General features: G+C 63.0%; 13 protein-coding genes. 6 read left to right on the top strand and 7 right to left on the bottom strand.

The window, feature by feature from the left end; genetic code table 11:
- Window positions 1-90 precede the first annotated feature (90 nt).
- The 3 genes from NCR98_RS14590 (at window position 91) to NCR98_RS14580 (ending at window position 3,739) form a co-directional block, all read left to right on the top strand.
- Window positions 91-1,245, top strand: a complete 1,155-nt coding sequence (locus NCR98_RS14590; RefSeq protein WP_250526515.1) for a methionine aminotransferase — start codon at window positions 91-93, stop codon at window positions 1,243-1,245.
- A gap of 21 nt (window positions 1,246-1,266) precedes the next feature.
- A complete protein-coding gene (locus NCR98_RS14585) occupies window positions 1,267-2,049 on the top strand; it encodes an ABC transporter substrate-binding protein (protein ID WP_244829064.1) in 783 nt (260 codons plus the stop codon).
- Between the two features lie 106 nt (window positions 2,050-2,155).
- Window positions 2,156-3,739, top strand: a complete 1,584-nt coding sequence (locus tag NCR98_RS14580) for a DHA2 family efflux MFS transporter permease subunit (protein WP_244829063.1) — start codon at window positions 2,156-2,158, stop codon at window positions 3,737-3,739.
- 40 nt (window positions 3,740-3,779) lie between these two features.
- Here the strand turns inward: NCR98_RS14580 and NCR98_RS14575 are convergent, their stop codons facing one another.
- The 3 genes from NCR98_RS14575 to NCR98_RS14565 form a co-directional block, all read right to left on the bottom strand.
- The gene (locus NCR98_RS14575) at window positions 3,780-4,217 is read right to left on the bottom strand and encodes a DUF29 domain-containing protein (RefSeq protein WP_250526514.1); all 438 of its coding nucleotides are present in this window, start codon (window positions 4,215-4,217) and stop codon (window positions 3,780-3,782) included.
- 103 nt (window positions 4,218-4,320) lie between these two features.
- Window positions 4,321-8,025: a DUF748 domain-containing protein gene (locus tag NCR98_RS14570; RefSeq protein WP_250526513.1), complete on the bottom strand. Its 3,705-nt coding sequence runs from the start codon at window positions 8,023-8,025 to the stop codon at window positions 4,321-4,323.
- 97 nt (window positions 8,026-8,122) lie between these two features.
- Window positions 8,123-9,586: a DUF1254 domain-containing protein gene (locus tag NCR98_RS14565; RefSeq protein WP_250526512.1), complete on the bottom strand. Its 1,464-nt coding sequence runs from the start codon at window positions 9,584-9,586 to the stop codon at window positions 8,123-8,125.
- A 249-nt stretch (window positions 9,587-9,835) separates the two neighbouring features.
- Between NCR98_RS14565 and NCR98_RS14560 the strand changes: the two genes are divergently transcribed.
- On the top strand, window positions 9,836-10,483 hold the full coding sequence (locus NCR98_RS14560; RefSeq protein ID WP_250466444.1) for an FMN-binding negative transcriptional regulator: 648 nt from the start codon (window positions 9,836-9,838) through the stop codon (window positions 10,481-10,483).
- A gap of 163 nt (window positions 10,484-10,646) precedes the next feature.
- On the top strand, window positions 10,647-12,821 hold the full coding sequence (locus NCR98_RS14555; RefSeq protein ID WP_502799750.1) for a heavy metal translocating P-type ATPase: 2,175 nt from the start codon (window positions 10,647-10,649) through the stop codon (window positions 12,819-12,821).
- On the opposite strand, the gene NCR98_RS14550 is transcribed toward NCR98_RS14555, so the two are convergent.
- Genes NCR98_RS14550 through NCR98_RS14535 form a run of 4 tightly spaced genes read right to left on the bottom strand, consistent with a single transcriptional unit; the run spans window position 12,761 to window position 16,153 of the window.
- Window positions 12,761-13,249 carry a thioesterase family protein gene (locus NCR98_RS14550; protein ID WP_250526510.1) on the bottom strand — a complete coding sequence of 163 codons (489 nt, stop codon included), beginning with the start codon at window positions 13,247-13,249 and terminating at the stop codon, window positions 12,761-12,763. The two genes, NCR98_RS14555 and NCR98_RS14550, sit on opposite strands and share 61 nt — an antisense overlap.
- A 13-nt stretch (window positions 13,250-13,262) precedes the next feature.
- Window positions 13,263-14,210 carry an L-carnitine dehydrogenase gene (locus NCR98_RS14545; protein WP_250526509.1) on the bottom strand — a complete coding sequence of 316 codons (948 nt, stop codon included), beginning with the start codon at window positions 14,208-14,210 and terminating at the stop codon, window positions 13,263-13,265.
- A gap of 30 nt (window positions 14,211-14,240) precedes the next feature.
- Window positions 14,241-15,170 (bottom strand): 3-dehydrocarnitine:acetyl-CoA trimethylamine transferase CdhC, encoded by a 930-nt coding sequence (gene cdhC, locus NCR98_RS14540; RefSeq protein WP_244829055.1) that lies wholly within the window; start codon window positions 15,168-15,170, stop codon window positions 14,241-14,243.
- Between the two features lie 23 nt (window positions 15,171-15,193).
- Window positions 15,194-16,153 carry a choline ABC transporter substrate-binding protein gene (locus NCR98_RS14535; protein WP_250526508.1) on the bottom strand — a complete coding sequence of 320 codons (960 nt, stop codon included), beginning with the start codon at window positions 16,151-16,153 and terminating at the stop codon, window positions 15,194-15,196.
- A gap of 222 nt (window positions 16,154-16,375) precedes the next feature.
- On the opposite strand from NCR98_RS14535, the gene NCR98_RS14530 reads away from it, so the two are divergent.
- A complete protein-coding gene (locus NCR98_RS14530; protein WP_250493054.1) occupies window positions 16,376-17,341 on the top strand; it encodes a GlxA family transcriptional regulator in 966 nt (321 codons plus the stop codon).
- Window positions 17,342-17,346: the final 5 nt, after the last annotated feature.

Below are 17,346 nucleotides of genomic sequence, written 5' to 3'. Positions count from 1 at the left end.
TCGAAGCATGGCTAGTATGACAAAGTTTCGATTGTTCCGGCTTTATTGCCGCGGTTCAATCGACGGACTGCAATACCGGAGACATTTGCCGTGCAAAGCGCCTGCATCCCCGAGTCGAAACTGCCGAGCGTCGGCACGACTATTTTCACCGTGATCGGCCAGCTTGCCGACGAACATCACGCGCTCAATCTTTCTCAAGGCGCGCCGAACTTCGCATGCGATCCGCGCCTGATCGAAGGCGTCGAGCGAGCCATGCGAGCAGGACATAACCAATATTCGCCGATGTCGGGCGTGCTGGCGCTGCGTGAAGCCATCGCCGACAAGACGCACAAGCTGTATGGCGCGCAGTACGATCCGGGAACGGAAGTGACGGTTGTGGCGAGCGCGAGCGAGGGGCTTTATGCGACCATCAGCGCGCTCGTGCATCCCGGCGACGAGGTGATCTACTTCGAGCCGTCGTTCGACAGTTACGCGCCGATCGTGCAGCTTCAGGGTGCGACGCCTATCGCCATCCAGCTATCGGCGGAGAATTTTCAGATCGACTGGGACGAAGTCGCGGCGGCCATCACGCCGAAAACGCGCATGATCCTAGTCAACACGCCGCACAATCCGACCGGCAGCGCCTTCGCCGATGAAGACATCGCGCGTCTCACGGCGCTCACGCGCGACACGAAGATCATCGTGCTGTCGGACGAAGTCTACGAGCACGTAGTGTTCGACGGCGCGCCGCATCATGGCATGGCGCGCTACCCGGAACTGGCCGAGCGCAGCGTGATCGTGTCGTCGTTCGGCAAGTCGTATCACGTGACGGGCTGGCGCGTTGGCTACTGTCTCGCGCCCGCCGCGTTGACTGCCGAGATCCGCAAGATTCACCAGTTCATGACGTTTTCCGCCGATACGCCGATGCAAATGGCTTTCGCCGAAGCGCTCGCCGACGAATCGAGCTATCTCAACCTCGGACCGTTCTATCAGCACAAGCGCGATTTGCTGGCGACATCGCTCGCGGGATCGCGCTTCGAATTGCTGCCGAGCGCGGGCAGTTTCTTCATGCTCGCACGCTACAGCGCGATTTCGGATGAAAGCGACAGCGACTTCGTGCTGCGCCTGATTCGCGAGGCGCGCGTGGCGACCATTCCATTGTCCGCGTTTTATACCGACGGCACCGACAACCACGTGATCCGGCTTTCGTTCGCGAAGGACGACGACACGCTGATCGAAGGCGCGCGCCGCCTTTGCTCCATCTAAAAACATTCGAGACACGACACGATGAAGATCAAATACGCCGCCACCGCCCTATTCCTTGCCTGCTCGTTCGCGAGCGGCGCGGCGTTCGCCGCCGATACCTTGCGTTTCGGGCTCGAAGCGCAGTACCCGCCGTTCGAGTCGAAGGCGTCGACGGGCGAACTGCAAGGACTCGATATCGATGTCGGCAACGCCGTGTGCGTGGCGGCGCAGATGAGCTGCAAGTGGGTCGAGACCTCTTTCGACGGGTTGATTCCCGCGCTGCAGGGCCGCAAGTTCGACGCCATCAATTCGGCGATGAACGCGACCGACCAGCGCCGTCAGGCCATCGACTTCACGACGGTGGTGTATCGCGTGCCGACGCAACTCATCGCGAAAACGGGCAGTGGACTCGAACCGACGCCCGCGTCGCTAAAGGGCAAGAGCGTGGGCGTGTTGCAGGGTTCGATCCAGGAGACCTTTGCCAAGGCGCATTGGGAAAACGAAGGCGTGAAGGTCGTGCCGTATCAGGATCAGAACCAGGTCTACACGGACCTCAAGTCCGGCCGCCTCGATGCCACGCTGGTGCTCGCGCCTGCGGGACAAACCGGCTTTCTGTCGAAGCCCGACGGCAACGGCTTTGCGTTCGTCGGCGCGCCGGTGCGGGACGACAAGATTCTCGGCAGCGGCATTGCGTACGGCGTGCGCAAGGGCGACGATGCGCTGAAGAGCAAACTCAACGCGGCCATCGCGAAGGTGAAGGCCGACGGCACGATCGACAAGTTCGCGAAGAAGTATTTGGGGGAAATCGATATTTCGGCGAAATGAGGGATGAGCGGGCGTTCAGCAACTTTCCCACGGCACAGGCACACTGGCGGCTTGATTCACCACCCGCGGCGCGTCGAAGCGCCGCGGCGCCCTCACAGGAAAAGCATTGAGCACGCCGCCTCGAACGAACCCCGCCGCCCCTGGACAACCGGCCGCGCCCGCACCACTGCAAGGCGGGCAACTGGTGCTCGCCACTTTCGCCGTGGCGCTCGCTACGTTCATGAACGTGCTGGATTCGTCGATCGCCAACGTCGCGATTCCGACCATCTCCGGCAATCTCGGCGTCTCGGTCAACGAAGGCACCTGGGTCATCACGGTGTTCGCCGCGTCGAACGCGGTTTCCATTCCGCTGACCGGCTGGCTCACGCAGCGACTCGGGCAAATTCATCTGTTCGTCGGCGCGATCCTCATGTTCGTGCTCTCCTCGTGGTTGTGCGGTCTTGCGCCCAATTTGCCTGTGCTGCTTTTCGCGCGCGTCTTGCAGGGCGCGGTGGCCGGGCCGCTGATTCCGCTCTCGCAAGCCATTCTGCTCGGCTCGTATCCGAAAGAGAAATCGTCGATGGCGCTCTCGCTCTGGGCGATGACCGCGACCGTCGGCCCGATCGCCGGTCCCGCGCTCGGCGGCTGGATCACGGATAGTTATTCTTGGTCGTGGATCTTCTATATCAACATCCCGGTCGGCATTTTCGCGGCGGGCGTGACGTGGATCATCTACCGCAACCGCGAGTCGCCGAGCCGCAAGGCGCCTATCGATATCGTCGGGCTCGGGCTGCTGATCGCGTGGGTCGCGTCCTTGCAGATCATGCTCGACAAGGGACGCGATCTGGACTGGTTCCAGTCGCCGGTCATCGTCATTCTCGCGATAACGGCAGCCATTTCATTCGCGTTTTTCGTCGTGTGGGAGCTGACGGCGGAGAATCCGGTCGTCGATTTGCGGCTCTTCGCGGGACGCAATTTCTTCGGCGGCACGGTGGCCATTTCGGTCGCTTATGGCGTGTTTTTCGGCAATCTCGTGTTGTTGCCGCAATGGATGCAGCAGTATTTGAACTACCGTTCCGTCGACGCGGGTCTCGTCACCGCGCCGCTCGGCATCTTCGCCGTGATTCTCGCGCCGGTAATGGGCAAGGTGCTGCCGCGCAGCGACGCACGCGTGATCGCGACCATGGCGTTCGTGGGCTTCGCGTTCGTATTCTGGCTGCGCTCGAAGTATGTGATCGAGATCGATACCTGGCATCTCGTGCTGCCGACGCTCCTGCAAGGCATTCCGATGGCGATGTTCTTCGTGCCGCTCACGGCCATCGTGCTGTCGGGCTTGCCGCCATCGAAAATACCGGCGGCGGCAGGCTTGTCGAATTTCGCGCGGGTGTTTTGCGGCGCGGTGGGGACATCGCTTGCGGGCAACGAGTGGGATCATCGGATCGCGCTGCATCACGAGCGGCTGACGGAGCAGGCGAATATCTATAACCCGGCGTTCTTGCAGTCGCTCGGCATGTCGCAATCGACGCTGAATATCGGTGAAGCCCAGGCGCGTGGGATGTTCAACTTCACCGTCAACACTCAAGCCGCGATGATGGGGCTCAACGATATCTTCCTCATTTCAGCGGTCATCTTCATTCTGATCATTCCGCTGATCTGGATTACGAAGGTGGCGAAGGGTGGCGGCGGTGGGGCGGCGGCGGGGGCGCATTAGGTGGTGGCTCGCGGGCTGAGAAAGCCCGCGCATCGGGAAGTCAGTCGGGGTAGAACTCTGGCTCGAGTGCCTGGATCATTGGCCAAGCACACAATTCCGGAAATACGTCGATATCGATTCCCGTCTCCGCCTGCGCCAGATTTTTAGCCTTGGACCAAATAAGGTCGATCCAATCCGCGTCATCGAACTTACCTTTAAGGCTCGGTGCTTCTCGCAAAACATACATTACGTCCTTGCGCTGCTTGCGGATCGTAAATCGCCAGCTTTTGCTACGCCTCTCCGGCTGACACTGCCACTTCAACAAATGCGCTAGCAGCACCGACATGCGGCTTGCCAATTCTCGTTGCTCGCACTTGCCCACGTCTTCGATTTCCTCTGCGATATGCTCGATATCGATGGCCGAGAGCTTTCCTTCACGCAGCAGCGCGGCCTGTTCCTTGGCCCATGCCACCACGTCTTGCTCGTAACTCGTTCCCATCGGCTGACTCCCGTTCTTCAGCGGTTATCCGGTTCGAACGGACGTTGAAATAATAAACAATACTTGCAGCAGGCAAAGGTCGTCCATACGGCCAACGCTCACTTCAACCCTTCAACCCCAACTCCACCCGCTCCCCCGCGCCCTTATCCTTGATCCCGTCCGCGTTCAGCTTGGGCGCGACGACAAAAATCCGGCTGCTGTCGATCTTCCCGTCGAAGTACTCCTTCACCGCCTGCGCGCGGCGCTGCGCCAGATCGCGCAACGCGCCTTCATCGACTGGTGCGTTTTCAGTCAGCGCGCTCTTCATGTCCGCGTCCGGCACCGACTTCGTCAAGCCGATGAAGTTCTTCGGCTTCTTGAAATCCGCCGACTTATAAACCTTCGTCAGATACTTGTCGTAATCCGCATCCGATACCTTCACCGACTGCCAGTCCACATTCTCGCCGCCATCCGACATGTCGCGGACCTTCGCGCGTTTGATTTGGCCATCCAGCCAAGCGCTGCGTAACGCGGGTTCATCGACTTTCGGATCGACGCGCCCCGTCACATCCAGCCTGATCGACGTTTTGTCCGCGAGCGCCTTCGAAATCGTCTCCAGCTTCTTCTGCGCGGCATCGTTAAGCGTCGCCGAGCCTGCGTCGAATTCGACGTAATTCAGCTCCTCGCCGCTGCCGCCGAACGCATGCGCGAGCAGCGAGAACGGCGCGGTCACCGCCTTTTGCACCAGATTCAATATGGCTTGCCAGACGAGCCCGCCAATAGAAAACTCCGGATTCGAAAGCGATCCCGAAATGGGAATGTTCACGTCGATCTCGCCGCGCGAATTCTTTAGCAACGACACGGCGAGCCGCACCGGCAGCTTCGTCGCCGTCGAATTGTCGACGTGATCGCCGAACGTCAACTGGTCGATGAACAGGTGGTTGTTCGCCGTGAGCTTGTCGTCGCCGAGCATGTAATGCAGATCGACGTTGAGCTTGCCCTTCGTGATCGGATAGCCCGCATACTTCGACGAATACGGCGTGAGGTTGGTGAGTTCGACGTCGTGCGCGCTCGCGGTCAAGTCGAGCGCGGGCTTTTCGATGAGCGGATTCACCTGTCCCTTGATCGAAACCGGTCCGTTCGCGGCAAGCTTGGCGGCAACATCGACGGGCGCGGGCGTCGTCGAATGCGTGCCGAATGCGCCGATGGTCCCGTTGATCGACACGAGATTCGCCGTGAAGTTGGGCTTGATGAAGTTGTCGGTGTAGGTCACACGGCCGTTCTGCAATACGAGCTGGCCGAAGCGCATGTTCACCGGAGGACCGGAGGCCGCCGCCGTCTTGACGGGCGCACTCGCCGCGACCGCCGCGGATGCCGCCGCCGATGCCTCGGGCTTCGACTGATCGCGCGTCACCGACTGCCGCGGGCCGTTGTCGCTTGCCACGACGCTCTTCAGGTTCAGCTTGCCTTGCGCGTCGAGCAACACGCGGCCGTAGAAGTTCGCGAAGGTCACGCGCGCCGCGTCAACGTCCGTGCCGCGCTCGCCATAGTTCACCTTCACGTTGGTGAGGCCGAGCAGTTTCCAGCCGGCGAAACGGTCGGACGTCGCTTTGTCCTGCATGCGCACGTCTGTCAGCGAAACATCGCCCTTGTAGGAAGCCGCGAGAGTCTTGCCACTGCCCGACAAGCCGACATCGCCATTGGCGTTGAGGAACGCGCTTGCGATATCGACGTTGAGTTTGTCGCCGAAATACGGTTCGAAGGCGGCGGCATCGACCTGATCGCCCTTCACATGCAGCGCGAGCTTGAGCGGTGTGACCGTGACCGTGCCATTTATATCGAGCGCGCCACGCCCGTTGAGCGTGAGCTTGCCGGTAACATCGAGCGGTTTCGAGAGATCGTCGCTGAACTGCTTCACGGCTACCGACATCGGCGCAATGCGCAGCTTCACGGGCGTCGTGGGCGTCAAGTCGGTGACATTAGCCGAGGCGTTATCGAGCGCGATCTGGCCAATTTGATAGCGCCACGCCGGTCCCGCTTCCTGCGCCTTCTGAATCTTGCGCGTGGCGCTCGGCTCCGGCGCAACCTCATGCGCTCCAGCGAGCGCGGCCAGGTCGATACTGCCGTCCTTGCGGCGCGTGGCATCGAGCGAAAGTCCCTTCAACTGCACGCTGTCGAGCGCGACCTGACGCGCGGGCACATCCACCTTGACGATCTTCGCGAGCGCGGCATCGAGCTTGATGGGCGCGGCGGCATCCGCGCCATTCGATGCATTCGGCACGAGCGTGAGCGCGTCGAGTTTCACATCGCCCGCGCCGACCTGCACGTTTGCTTCCGGCTTCGACCAATCGACCGACACCGGCAGATTCGCGCCGAGCGTGCCGCTCGTCACGCGCGCCGCCAGCGAATTCGCGATATAAGGCTGCAACGGCGGCAGCGCCAATGCTTTGAGCGCCAACTTGACGTCGGCGGTCTTGGCGGCGAGCGCGACGTTGCCGGAAGCGCCGAGCGAACCGCCGTGACCGAACGCCGTCTTGAGCGTGTAGCGCGCGGGCGTCTTGTCGAGCGTCGAAAAACCATCGAGCGTGACGGCAAGACCTGTCAGCGTTTCCTGCACGCGCTGCTTCATCAACTGGTCATCGAACGCGATCTTGCCGTCGTCGATGGCAACGTGCTTGATAGCCAGATCGAGCGGCGGCGTGTCCTTCGCTTCGGGCTTCTTCACCTCGGCCATCGCGGGCGGCGGCGCGAGTTTCTGCACGTTGAGCGTGCCGGACGGATCGCGCGCGAGCCGTACATCCGGGCCCGCAAGCGTCACTTCGTCGAGATGATAGATATCGCGTAACGGCTCGGCGTTGGCAATCTTCACATGCAACGCGCGCGCGGCGACGAGCGGTGCGTTCGCTTTATCGGTGACGGCGAGATCGGCCAGATCCGCAGTGCCGTCGATACGAATGGTCGGTGCATCGCCGGCAATGGCAAAGCGCACGTTGAGGTCGGTCGTGAGCTTGCCGCTCTTCACCGCGACGGGCACGGAAGCCGGCGCGTAAGACGCCATCTGCGGCACGTCGAGTCCGTCGAGCGTGAGCGCGATCTCCGACTCGCGCGACTCCGAAAACGGCTTCGTGCGGCCCTTCACGACGAGCGGCGAGCCGTCGATGTGCGCCTGTAATAACGGCGTCACGAAAATATCGGTGGCCGAGGGCAGCGTCGCGATGAAGGGGATACCGAGCGCGAACTGGTCGATGGTGTGCTTCGCCTTCAGGAGCCGGTCGTCGAACACGATCCGGCCGTTCTCCACGCGAATGTTCGACACGGAGAAGCGCGCCGGCTTGTCCGATGGCGGCGACGAAGGCTTCGAGAATTTCTCGATCAGATCGGAGAAATTGAAATGCTCGCCGTCGAAACGCACGATGCTGATGCGCGGCGAATCGATCTTCAGTTCATTGACGACGGGCGCGAGCCGGAAGATGGACGACCACGACGTGCGCACGACGAGCCGCGACACATCGACGAAACCGGCCGCCGCGCGGGGCGCTTTCGCGAGATTCGCGGGCGCTTCGCCGATATGCACGTCATCAGCTTCGAAATCGAGCGAATAAGGATTGAGCCAAATGCGCCGGATGGTCACCGGCCGGTCGAGTTGCTTGCCAAGCTGTTGCTCGGCGATATGACGAATGACCGGCGGCGCGACGAAGAAGCCGAGAAGGCCGATGACCACCACGAAGATGATCAGGCCAATCGCGATTCGCCGCGTACGCCGTGCATGCACGACGCCGCGCAGGGTTTGCCCGGCCGAGGCCAGTGAAGACTTGGTGACGCTTGCCATTCGATGCGCGCTGCGACGCGCGGCGGCGCATCGCCCTGTCAGGTAGAGGATGCTTCGAGTATACGACGAGGCATCGCGCAAACGTTCATCAAATGCTTCACTGCCGTTCGACGGCCGGCGGCGTCCACGTGCCGTCGCTTGCCTGCGGTTTGGGCGCGTAGAGGCGCATCGTCAGCTGAAAGTCGCCGTCGGGCGCGGGCAGCCAGTTCGATGCGCGCGCACGCGGCGGTGCTTCGGCCGATACGGTGACATCGACCGAACCGTCGCGGTTTTTCTTGAGGCGGTCGCGGTCGCTTAGCGACAGACGCGGCAGCTTGCCGTTGGCGAACGCGCCATCTTTCGTGTAGGCCGCGAGCGTCCAGAAACCGCGCACCGGCGGCAACTGGTTCGGCGCGAAGTGCAGCACGTAGGTGTTCGCGCCGTTGAGCGGATGGCCGTCGCTGTCCACGCGCGCAACCGGCTTCGCTTCGCCCGCCTTCGTCCCCGAAAACGGCTGATGGCGCGCGAGATAAGCCCGCAGAATGTAATCCGTGCCGTAGTTGCCGACGTCGTCGCCGAACCACGTCCAGCCGTTCTTCGTGATCGCGTTCGATGGCGCCGTCGCGAGATGCGCGCGGCCATCCGCGACACCGGACGCCAGAAGCGGCGCGTCGGCCTTCTTGAACTGCACCGGTTCGCCCGGCTTCACGCCGAGATCGGCGAGGCGGGACATCGCGGGCGCATCGTCGGCGGCGGGCGGATTGTCGTCGAGCGAGCGGGCAAGGCGCGCGAAAAACGCGTTGGCATCGAGCGCTTCGGCCTGCGCGCCGGGCGATGCCGTCGGCGCCGCGCTCGGCAAAGGCGGCACGCTAGGCGTCTGGCCCGTGGCATTGCCCGGCCACGCGCCCGTCACGGTCGAAGTAGGATCGGCGAGCGAGCCCTTGGTGGGCGTAAGCGTATCGATGCGCATCGACGTCTGCAGCTTTCTGACTTCGCGCACGTCGCGCATGCCGTTCACCCGCACGCGCACCGAAAGCCAGACGTAGCGCGTGCGCGTTTCGACGCGCGTTGCACCGGCGGGCAGCGTGCCCGTAAAGCCGGCGGGCACGAAGGCAATGAGCTGCGCCTTCGGAAACGGCGTCGTGTCGGCGCTCGAATACAGCGCGTTGCTCCATGCATCGAACGCGCGGGTATCGAGATAGCGTGCGCGCGGCGCGGCGGGCACGGTCACGATCACGGGATCGGCGGAGACATCGAGCCATGCGGAGGAATCGAGCGTATCGACGCTCGGCCAGCCGGTCGCGCCCGCGGGCGGCAACGCGATGGCGTGGCGGAACGTGTTGAGCGGCGCCTGACCCGGCCGCGCCGCCCCGCTTGCACGTTCCCGCGCGATGTCCGACGCGACGAGCGGAAAGCCGAACGTGTAGGCATCGACGACCTGGTTTTTTACCCAGCCGCCCGTATTTGCCGCCTCGGGCGTCGCGGTTCCCGCGCAGCCGGCGAGCAAGGCCGCGGCAGAAAGGCTCGTGCTGACCCATAAAGCGGCGTTGAGCGGAAGCGTCCAGCGTCGGTGCTTATTCATTCGAATGGAAATCCGGTTTTATTTCGATGGGTTCGCAGACGAGCAGCCCGCCGCCGTCCTGATCCCCGAGGTAGCGCGCCGAAAATTCGATCTCGAAATTGGGGTTTTAACGTATCCGCTGATGATAGGCAAGACAACACGCATAAAAGGCGCTACTCGTCGCGCAAATACGTCTGACCACTCGTCGAGACTCGCTTCACGGCATCGCGTAACATGAATGTTTTAGAACCTTTCGAACGAGTCCGACGCATGTATATTCCCGCCCATTTCGAGGAAAACCGCCCGGAAGCCCTGCGCGCGCTGATTGCCGCGCATCCTTTTGGCGCATTGGTCACGCATGGCCCGAATGGGCTTGACGCCAATCACATTCCTTTCGAACTCGATCCCGCCATCGGCGAACACGGCACCTTGCGCGCGCACGTGGCACGTGCAAATCCCGTGTGGCGCGAAGTCGGGGCGCGCGAGGACGTGCTGGTGATCTTTCAGGGCGCGGAAGGTTATATCTCGCCGACTTTCTATCCGAGCAAGCAGGAAACCCACCGTCAAGTGCCGACGTGGAATTACCTCGTCGTGCATGCGCATGGCCGAATCACCGTGCGTGACGACGAAGCCTACGTGCGCGGCGTCGTTGCGAAACTCACGCGCAAGATGGAAGCGGGCGAAGCAATGCCGTGGAAAATGGGCGACGCGCCGCGCGATTTCATCGATCAATTGCTGGGCGCGATCGTCGGCATCGAAATCGAGGTGACGCGGCTGGTCGGCAAGGCAAAGCTTTCGCAGAACAAGGCTGAAGCAGACCGCATCGGCGCGGTCGAGGGCTTGCGTCAGCGCGGCGGCGAGGAAGCCGGCGCGCTCGCCGACGCCATGTTCGGCTCGATCGAACCGCCTCGCGACTGAAATGCGCTCTTGACCTTCCAATCGTTGGAAGGTCGATACTGGCTTCATGCGTGGCCAGAAGGAGCGTTTCATCATGTCATCGGCACCAGTCAATCAAACCAGAACCGCGGAATTCGCCGTGAGCGGCATGACGTGCGCGTCGTGCGTCGCGCGCGTCGAGAAAATGCTCGGACGAGTGCCGGGCGTGGAATCGGTCGCCGTGAATCTCGCGACCGAAAAAGCCACCGTCCATACGAACGATGCCGTCACCGACCAACAACTGGTCGCGGCCATTACGAAAGCCGGTTATGAAGCGGCGAAGGTCGAGCCCGACGCGCCGCCTGTCGATGCGAAAACGCCGCAAGCGCTCGATGCCGAACTCGTCGCGGTGGTCGCGAGCGCGCTCGTCACGCTGCCCTTGCTTGCGCCGATGTTCGGCGCAGCGCTCTCGCCCTGGCTGCAACTGGCGCTCGCGAGCATCGTCCAGTTTGGCTTCGGCGCGCGTTTCTACGTCGGCGGTTATCGCGCGCTGCGGGCGTTCGCGGGCAATATGGATTTGCTCGTGGCGCTGGGGACATCGGCGGCGTGGGCGCTGAGTGTCTATCAGATGTTCGCGCACGGCGGCATGCCGATGCATCTGTTCTTCGAGGCATCGGCGGTCGTCATCACGCTGGTGCGCTTTGGCAAATGGCTGGAGACGCGCGCCAAACGCCAGACCACCGACGCCATCCGCGCCCTGAACGCGCTGCGTCCGACCACGGCGCGCGTGCGCGATCGCGCCAATCCTTCGCATGAAAGCGAGATTGCGCTCGCCGATGTGCGCGTGGGCGACATCGCCATCGTGCGGCCGGGCGAGCGCGTGCCGGTGGATGGCATCGTGCGCGAGGGACGCACGCATGTCGACGAATCGCTGATCACGGGCGAGAGTCTGCCGGTTGCGAAAGAGCCGGGCGCGCGCGCGACGGGCGGATCGATCAACGGCGAAGGCGTGATCGCGATCGAAACGACGGCCATCGGCGCGGAAACGACGCTCGCGCGGATCATCCGGCTGGTCGAATCGGCGCAAGCGGAAAAAGCGCCGATCCAGCGCCTGGTCGATCGCGTGTCCGCCGTTTTCGTACCGGCAATTCTGGTTATCGCGCTCATCACGCTGGCGGGCTGGCTTCTGCATGGCGCGGATGCCGAGACCGCCTGGCTCAACGCGGTCGCCGTGCTCGTGATCGCCTGCCCGTGCGCGCTCGGCCTCGCCACGCCGACCGCCATCATGGCCGGCACGGGCGTCGCGGCGCGTCACGGCATCCTGATCAAGGACGCGGAGGCGTTGGAACAGGCGCATGCCATTAGCGTCGTTGCGTTCGATAAGACCGGCACGCTGACGGTCGGCCAACCGAGCCTCGTCGCGTTCGAAGCCGCGCCGGGATTCGAGCGCGCGGAAGCACTCGCGCTGGCGGCGGCGGTGCAAAGAATGAGCGAGCATCCATTGGCGAAAGCGGTAGTCGGTTTCGCCGATAGCACGCCGGACATTGCGCGATACGAGGCGACGTCGGCGAAAGCAATTGCCGGACGCGGCGCGGAGGCTTTCATCGGCGCGCGCAACGTGGCGATAGGCAGTGCGCGCTGGGTCGAGGAATTGCATGCGGCCGTGCCCGAAGCGCTTGCCGTCGAGGCGCGCAACCTCGAAGCGCAGGGCAACACGGTGTCATGGCTCTTGGACCGCGCTGACGGCAAGGCGACCGTCCTCGCCCTGCTCGCGTTCGGCGACACGATCAAGCCGACGGCGCGGGCCGCCATCGAAAGACTCGCGCAACTGGGCGTGAAGGCCGCGCTCGTTACGGGCGATAACGCGGGTAGCGCGCAGGCGGTTGCGCGCGCGCTGGGCATTCCGTCGGCGCTGGTTTTCTCGCAGACCTTGCCCGCGGACAAGGCGCGCGTGATCGCGGAATTGAAGGCATCGAACCACGGCATCGTGGCGATGGCGGGCGACGGCATCAACGACGCACCCGCGCTCGCCGCCGCCGATGTCGGCATCGCGATGGGCAGCGGCACGGACGTGGCGATCGAAGCGGCGGGCATCACGCTCATGCGTGGCGACCCGGCGCTCGTGGCGGATGCCATCGACATTTCGCGCCGGACGTATCGCAAGATTCAGCAGAATCTTTTCTGGGCGTTTGTGTACAACCTGATCGGCATTCCGCTTGCCGCATTCGGCATGCTCGACCCAATGTTCGCCGGCGCGGCGATGGCGTTTTCGAGCGTGAGCGTGGTGGCGAACGCGTTGTTGTTGCGGCGCTGGCGTGCTCAGGCGGGAACCGAGGTGCCAGCGGAACGCGCGGGCAAACCAATCACCCGCCCCGCATAACGCGCATCGCACGCGGCAATCACCGCGTGCATATCGATACTTCGCGCCACGTCTTCATCGAACGAAGCCGACTTCGGCGCGCCGCTCGAATCGATGTGCATCATCATCTGCTCGCACGCCGATACCGGCTCCGCCTCGTCCGCTTCGAACATCTCCAGATAAAGATGCACGCGCTTCTTGTCGCGCGCGACGACCCACGCGTCCACTCGCACCGCCGCGCCTTCCTTGATCTCGCGCAGATAGCTCACATGGGCTTCGAGCGTGTAGAGCGTGCGCTGCCGCGCGCGCCTGCCCGCGTCGTCCAGACCGATGCCGTCCATGAACGCATCGGTCGCGAGGCTAAAGATCAGCATGTAGTACGCGTCACGCAGATGGCCGTTGTAATCGACCCATTCGGCCTTCACGGTGTCGCGATAAATCGTGCTCATGAATCTCGCCCCGTTAGTCTTCGATACCGTGCCGTGCCTTCGCCTGCGCAATCGCCTCGATCACGCTCGTGATGCAGTCGTCGCGATACCGCTCCAGTTCCTTGATGCCGCGTCCGTTCGTCTGCCGCGACGTGCCGTCCACCACGCGGTCGATGAGTTCATCGGTGAGCGTCGGCGCGACGAGCTTCGTCCACGGCAATTCGAGCGCGGGGCCGAATTGCTGCATGAAGTGTCGCATGCCCGCCTCGCCGCCCGCCAACGTATAGGTCAGGAACGTGCCCATGAACGACCAGCGAATGCCCGCGCCGTACCGAATTGCATCGTCGATCTCGCCGGTCGTCGCCACGCCTTCGTTCACCAAATGCAACGCCTCGCGCCACAACGCTTCGAGCAATCTGTCCGCGATAAAGCCCGGCACTTCCTTCTTTACGCGAAGCGGCCTCATGCCGATGGATGCGTAGAAGCTCATCGCGGTATCGATCGCGTCGCCGGAAGTCAACTCGCCGCCAAGCACTTCGACGAGCGGCAAAAGATAAACCGGATTGAACGGATGCCCGACCACGCAGCGCTCGGGATGTACGGCGCGTGCGTAAAAATCGCTGGGCAGAAGGCCCGAAGTGGATGACGCGATAATCGCACCGGCCTTCGCCGCGCGGCTCACGCGTTCGTGCAGCGCGAGCTTCAGTTCCTCGCGTTCGGGCGCGCTCTCCTGAATGAAATCCGCATCGGCGACGCACTCCTCGACAGTTTCCACCACGCGCAGGCGATCCTGCGACGCGCCTTTCGCCAGTCCCACGCGTTCCAGCGCCGGCCACGCATTGGCGACGTTCGCGCGTAACTGCGCTTGAGCGCCAGGCGCCGGGTCCCACGCGGTGACATCTAGCCCATGCGCAAGCGCGCGCGCCACCCAGCCGCTGCCGATCACACCCGCGCCGAGCGCGGCGAATTGCCTGACTTGCATATCGTCCATCCGATTGTAGTGATCCTGATCCTATGCCAACTGCCCGAGCGCGCGACGCTCCAGCAAGCGTTCGCCACGCGCCGGCAAACCGAGCTTGCGACGCCCTTCCGCCGGCGTGAGCGCGCGTCCGCCAAGACGTTCGATGATCTCCACCGCGCGCTGCACGAGCGAACCGTTGCTCGCATGCACGCCGCGATCGAGCCACAGATTGTCTTCGAGACCCACGCGCACATGACCGCCGAGTAGCATGGCTTGCGCGACCATCGGCATCTGCATGCGGCCGATACCGAAGCCCGCCCAATGCGCGCCAGGCGGCAGGTTATCGACCATGGCCTTCATGGTGCCCGTGTCGGGCGGCGCGCCCCAAGGAATGCCCATGCAAAGCTGAAAAAGCGGCGGCGCATCGAGCAGGCCTTCCTTCAGCAACTGATTCGCGAACCAGAGATGACCGGTATCGAAAATCTCGAGTTCCGGCTTCACGCCAAGCTGCTGGATGCGCTTTGCCCCGGCTCGGAGTTGCGCGGGCGTCGAGACGTAGATGTAGTCGCCATCGCCGAAATTGAGGGTGCCGCAATCGAGCGTGCAGATTTCCGGAAGCAGTTCCTCGACATGCGCAAGACGCGTGAGACCGCCGACGAGATCGGTGCCCTTGCCGAAGCGCATCGGCTCTTCGCCCGCGCCGATTTCCAGATCGCCGCCCATGCCCGCCGTCAAGTTGATGATGACATCGACATCCGATGAACGAATGCGATCCACCACTTCGCGATACAGCGCCGGGTCGCGGCTGCCGCGCCCGGTTTGCGGATCGCGCACATGGCAATGCGCCACGGTCGCGCCCGCACGCGCGGCCTCGATAGCCGCTTCGGCGATCTGCCTGGGCGTGACGGGTATTGCCGGATGTCTGGCCGTTGTGTCGCCTGCTCCCGTTACCGCGCAGGTCACGATCACGTCATGGTTCATGGTGGCGCTTGTCCTTATTCAGTTCAAAGTCCGAGGTATTGCTTCACCGCTGGCAGACCATCCTTGCCATCGACGGTCTTCACGCCCGCAAGCCATGAATCGAGCACCTGCGGATTCTTCTTGAGATACGCCTTTGCCGCTTCGGCGGGGCGTTCCTTGTTCATCACCGGTTCCATGAGACGGTTTTCGAGATCGGTATTGAACTTGAGATTCGATACGAACTTGCCGGCGTTCGGGCAGCGTGTGAGGAAGTCGGTATTCGTGAGCGTGTAGACGCGCGCTTCGCCATAGTTGGGGCCGAAGACTTCATCGCCGCCAGCGAGATAGTTGATCTTCATCTGAATGTTCATGGGATGAGGCTCCCAGCCCAAAAACACGACCGGCTTCTTGTCGCGAATGGCGCGTTCCACCGTCACCAGCATGCCTGCCTCGCTCGATTGCACGAGCTTGAATCCGCTGAGCCCGAACTGATTCGTGTCGATCATCTTCTGAATCTTGGCGTTTGCGCTGCTGCCCGGTTCGATGCCGTAGATCTTGCCGTCGAGCTCATCGCGATGCTTGGCGATATCCGCGAACGACTTGATGCCCGCGTCATACGCATAGCTCGGCACGGCAAGCGTGGCCTTCGCGCCAGAGAGATTCGGCGGATCGAGCTTCTGAATGCTCTTCGATTCGAGGAACGGCTCGACCGCCTTTTCCTGCACCGGCCACCAGTAGCCGAGCGACACGTCGATCTGCTTGCTCTTCAGACCCGCGAGCGAAATGGGCACGGAGGCGACCGTGGTCTTCGGCGCATAACCGAGCCCTTCGAAGACGACGGAAGCGAGCGCGGTCGTCGACGTGATGTCGGTCCAGCCGATATCCACGAAGCGCACGTTGCGGCAGCTCGCATCATCGGCGGCAAGCGCGAAGGCGCCGTGAGTCAGTGCGGTCGCGGCACAGGCGCCGGTCAGAAGCAGTTTCGAAACCAGGCGATGTCTCATGGCGTGCTGTTCCGGTGAGGGTTCATTGGATGCCGGTTCGTCGTGCCGGCGTGCATCAAAAGTAACGCCGCATAAAGGCGAACGAACGACCGCTTGCGACCGCGACTTGACCGCATGCGACGTGCTAGAAGAAAGGCCTGCGAATACGGGCCACGCCGGATTGCGCGGGCTTTTTGTGCTTGCTAGCGTGGAGCGTTCGTCCAAAGCGCCACACGCCATTCGATGCCCGTTCCCCAAGACTTCCACTTCCTGCTGCTGCCCGAGTTCTCGTCCATTGGCTTCATGTCGGCGATCGAGCCCTTGCGGGTTGCAAATCGCTTCAGCGGCGAGTTGTATCGCTGGCATATCCTGTCGCCCGATGGCGGGCCGGTGGCCGCGAGCAACGGCATCTCGCTGAATGCGGAAAGCGCGTTCGACAGCGTGACACATGCGGATACCGTGTTCGTCGTATCGGGATTCGAGCCGCTCGCGCGCTATACACGCGGCATCGGCGAGTGGTTGAAGCGGCTGGATCGCGCGGGCGCGACGCTTGGCGGCATCGATACGGGCAGCTTCATTCTCGCCGAAGCCGGCCTGCTCGCGGACAAGCGCGCGACGTTGCACTGGGAAGCGGCGGCGGCCTTCGCCGAGCGCTATCCCGCGATAGAAACGAGCCAGGAGTTGTTCGAGATCGATACGCGGCGCATTACGTGCGCGGGCGGCACTGCGTCCATCGACCTCATGCTGGATCTGATCGCGCGCGATCATGGCGCGGAACTCGCGGCGCAAGTGTCGGAGCAGTTCGTGCTGGGGCGCATCCGGCAGCGCTCGGACCATCAGCGCATGAAGATCGCGGCGCGCTATGGCATTCACAATCGCAAGTTGATTCAGGTGATCGGCGTGATGGAGCAGCATATGGAAGAGCCGCTCTCGCCCGATGAGCTCGCGCAATCCATCGGCGTCACGCGACGTCAGCTCGAACGCCTGTTCTGCACCGCGCTAAAGGACACGCCGACGCATTTTTATCTCGGGCTGCGTCTCACGCGCGCACGCGAGCTGCTGCAGCAAACCGATATGTCGATACTTGCCGTGTGTGTCGCGTGCGGGTTCGAATCGCCGTCGCACTTTTCGCGGACGTATCGCGCGCGCTTCAATGCGAGTCCGCGGCAGGACCGCAGCGCGTTGCGCGCCGTGCCTGCCGCCGCGTGATCTTC

This window comes from Caballeronia sp. GAWG2-1, assembly GCF_023631405.1.
Lineage (GTDB): Bacteria > Pseudomonadota > Gammaproteobacteria > Burkholderiales > Burkholderiaceae > Caballeronia.
The sequence above is the reverse complement of the archived record's forward strand: the minus strand, read 5'-3'. Positions and strand labels throughout refer to the sequence as shown.

What these genes read in the sequence shown, in the direction of transcription:
- NCR98_RS14585 (WP_244829064.1), top strand. Translation starts at nt 1,267, where the DNA reads ATGAAGATCAAATACGCCGCCACCGCCCTATTCCTTGCCTGCTCGTTC.
- NCR98_RS14575 (WP_250526514.1), bottom strand. Translation starts at nt 4,217, where the DNA reads ATGGGAACGAGTTACGAGCAAGACGTGGTGGCATGGGCCAAGGAACAG.
- NCR98_RS14570 (WP_250526513.1), bottom strand. Translation starts at nt 8,025, where the DNA reads ATGGCAAGCGTCACCAAGTCTTCACTGGCCTCGGCCGGGCAAACCCTG.
- NCR98_RS14565 (WP_250526512.1), bottom strand. Translation starts at nt 9,586, where the DNA reads ATGAATAAGCACCGACGCTGGACGCTTCCGCTCAACGCCGCTTTATGG.
- NCR98_RS14560 (WP_250466444.1), top strand. Translation starts at nt 9,836, where the DNA reads ATGTATATTCCCGCCCATTTCGAGGAAAACCGCCCGGAAGCCCTGCGC.
- NCR98_RS14555 (WP_502799750.1), top strand. Translation starts at nt 10,647, where the DNA reads ATGCTCGGACGAGTGCCGGGCGTGGAATCGGTCGCCGTGAATCTCGCG.
- NCR98_RS14550 (WP_250526510.1), bottom strand. Translation starts at nt 13,249, where the DNA reads ATGAGCACGATTTATCGCGACACCGTGAAGGCCGAATGGGTCGATTAC.
- NCR98_RS14545 (WP_250526509.1), bottom strand. Translation starts at nt 14,210, where the DNA reads ATGCAAGTCAGGCAATTCGCCGCGCTCGGCGCGGGTGTGATCGGCAGC.
- cdhC (WP_244829055.1), bottom strand. Translation starts at nt 15,170, where the DNA reads ATGAACCATGACGTGATCGTGACCTGCGCGGTAACGGGAGCAGGCGAC.
- NCR98_RS14535 (WP_250526508.1), bottom strand. Translation starts at nt 16,153, where the DNA reads ATGAGACATCGCCTGGTTTCGAAACTGCTTCTGACCGGCGCCTGTGCC.
- NCR98_RS14530 (WP_250493054.1), top strand. Translation starts at nt 16,376, where the DNA reads ATGCCCGTTCCCCAAGACTTCCACTTCCTGCTGCTGCCCGAGTTCTCG.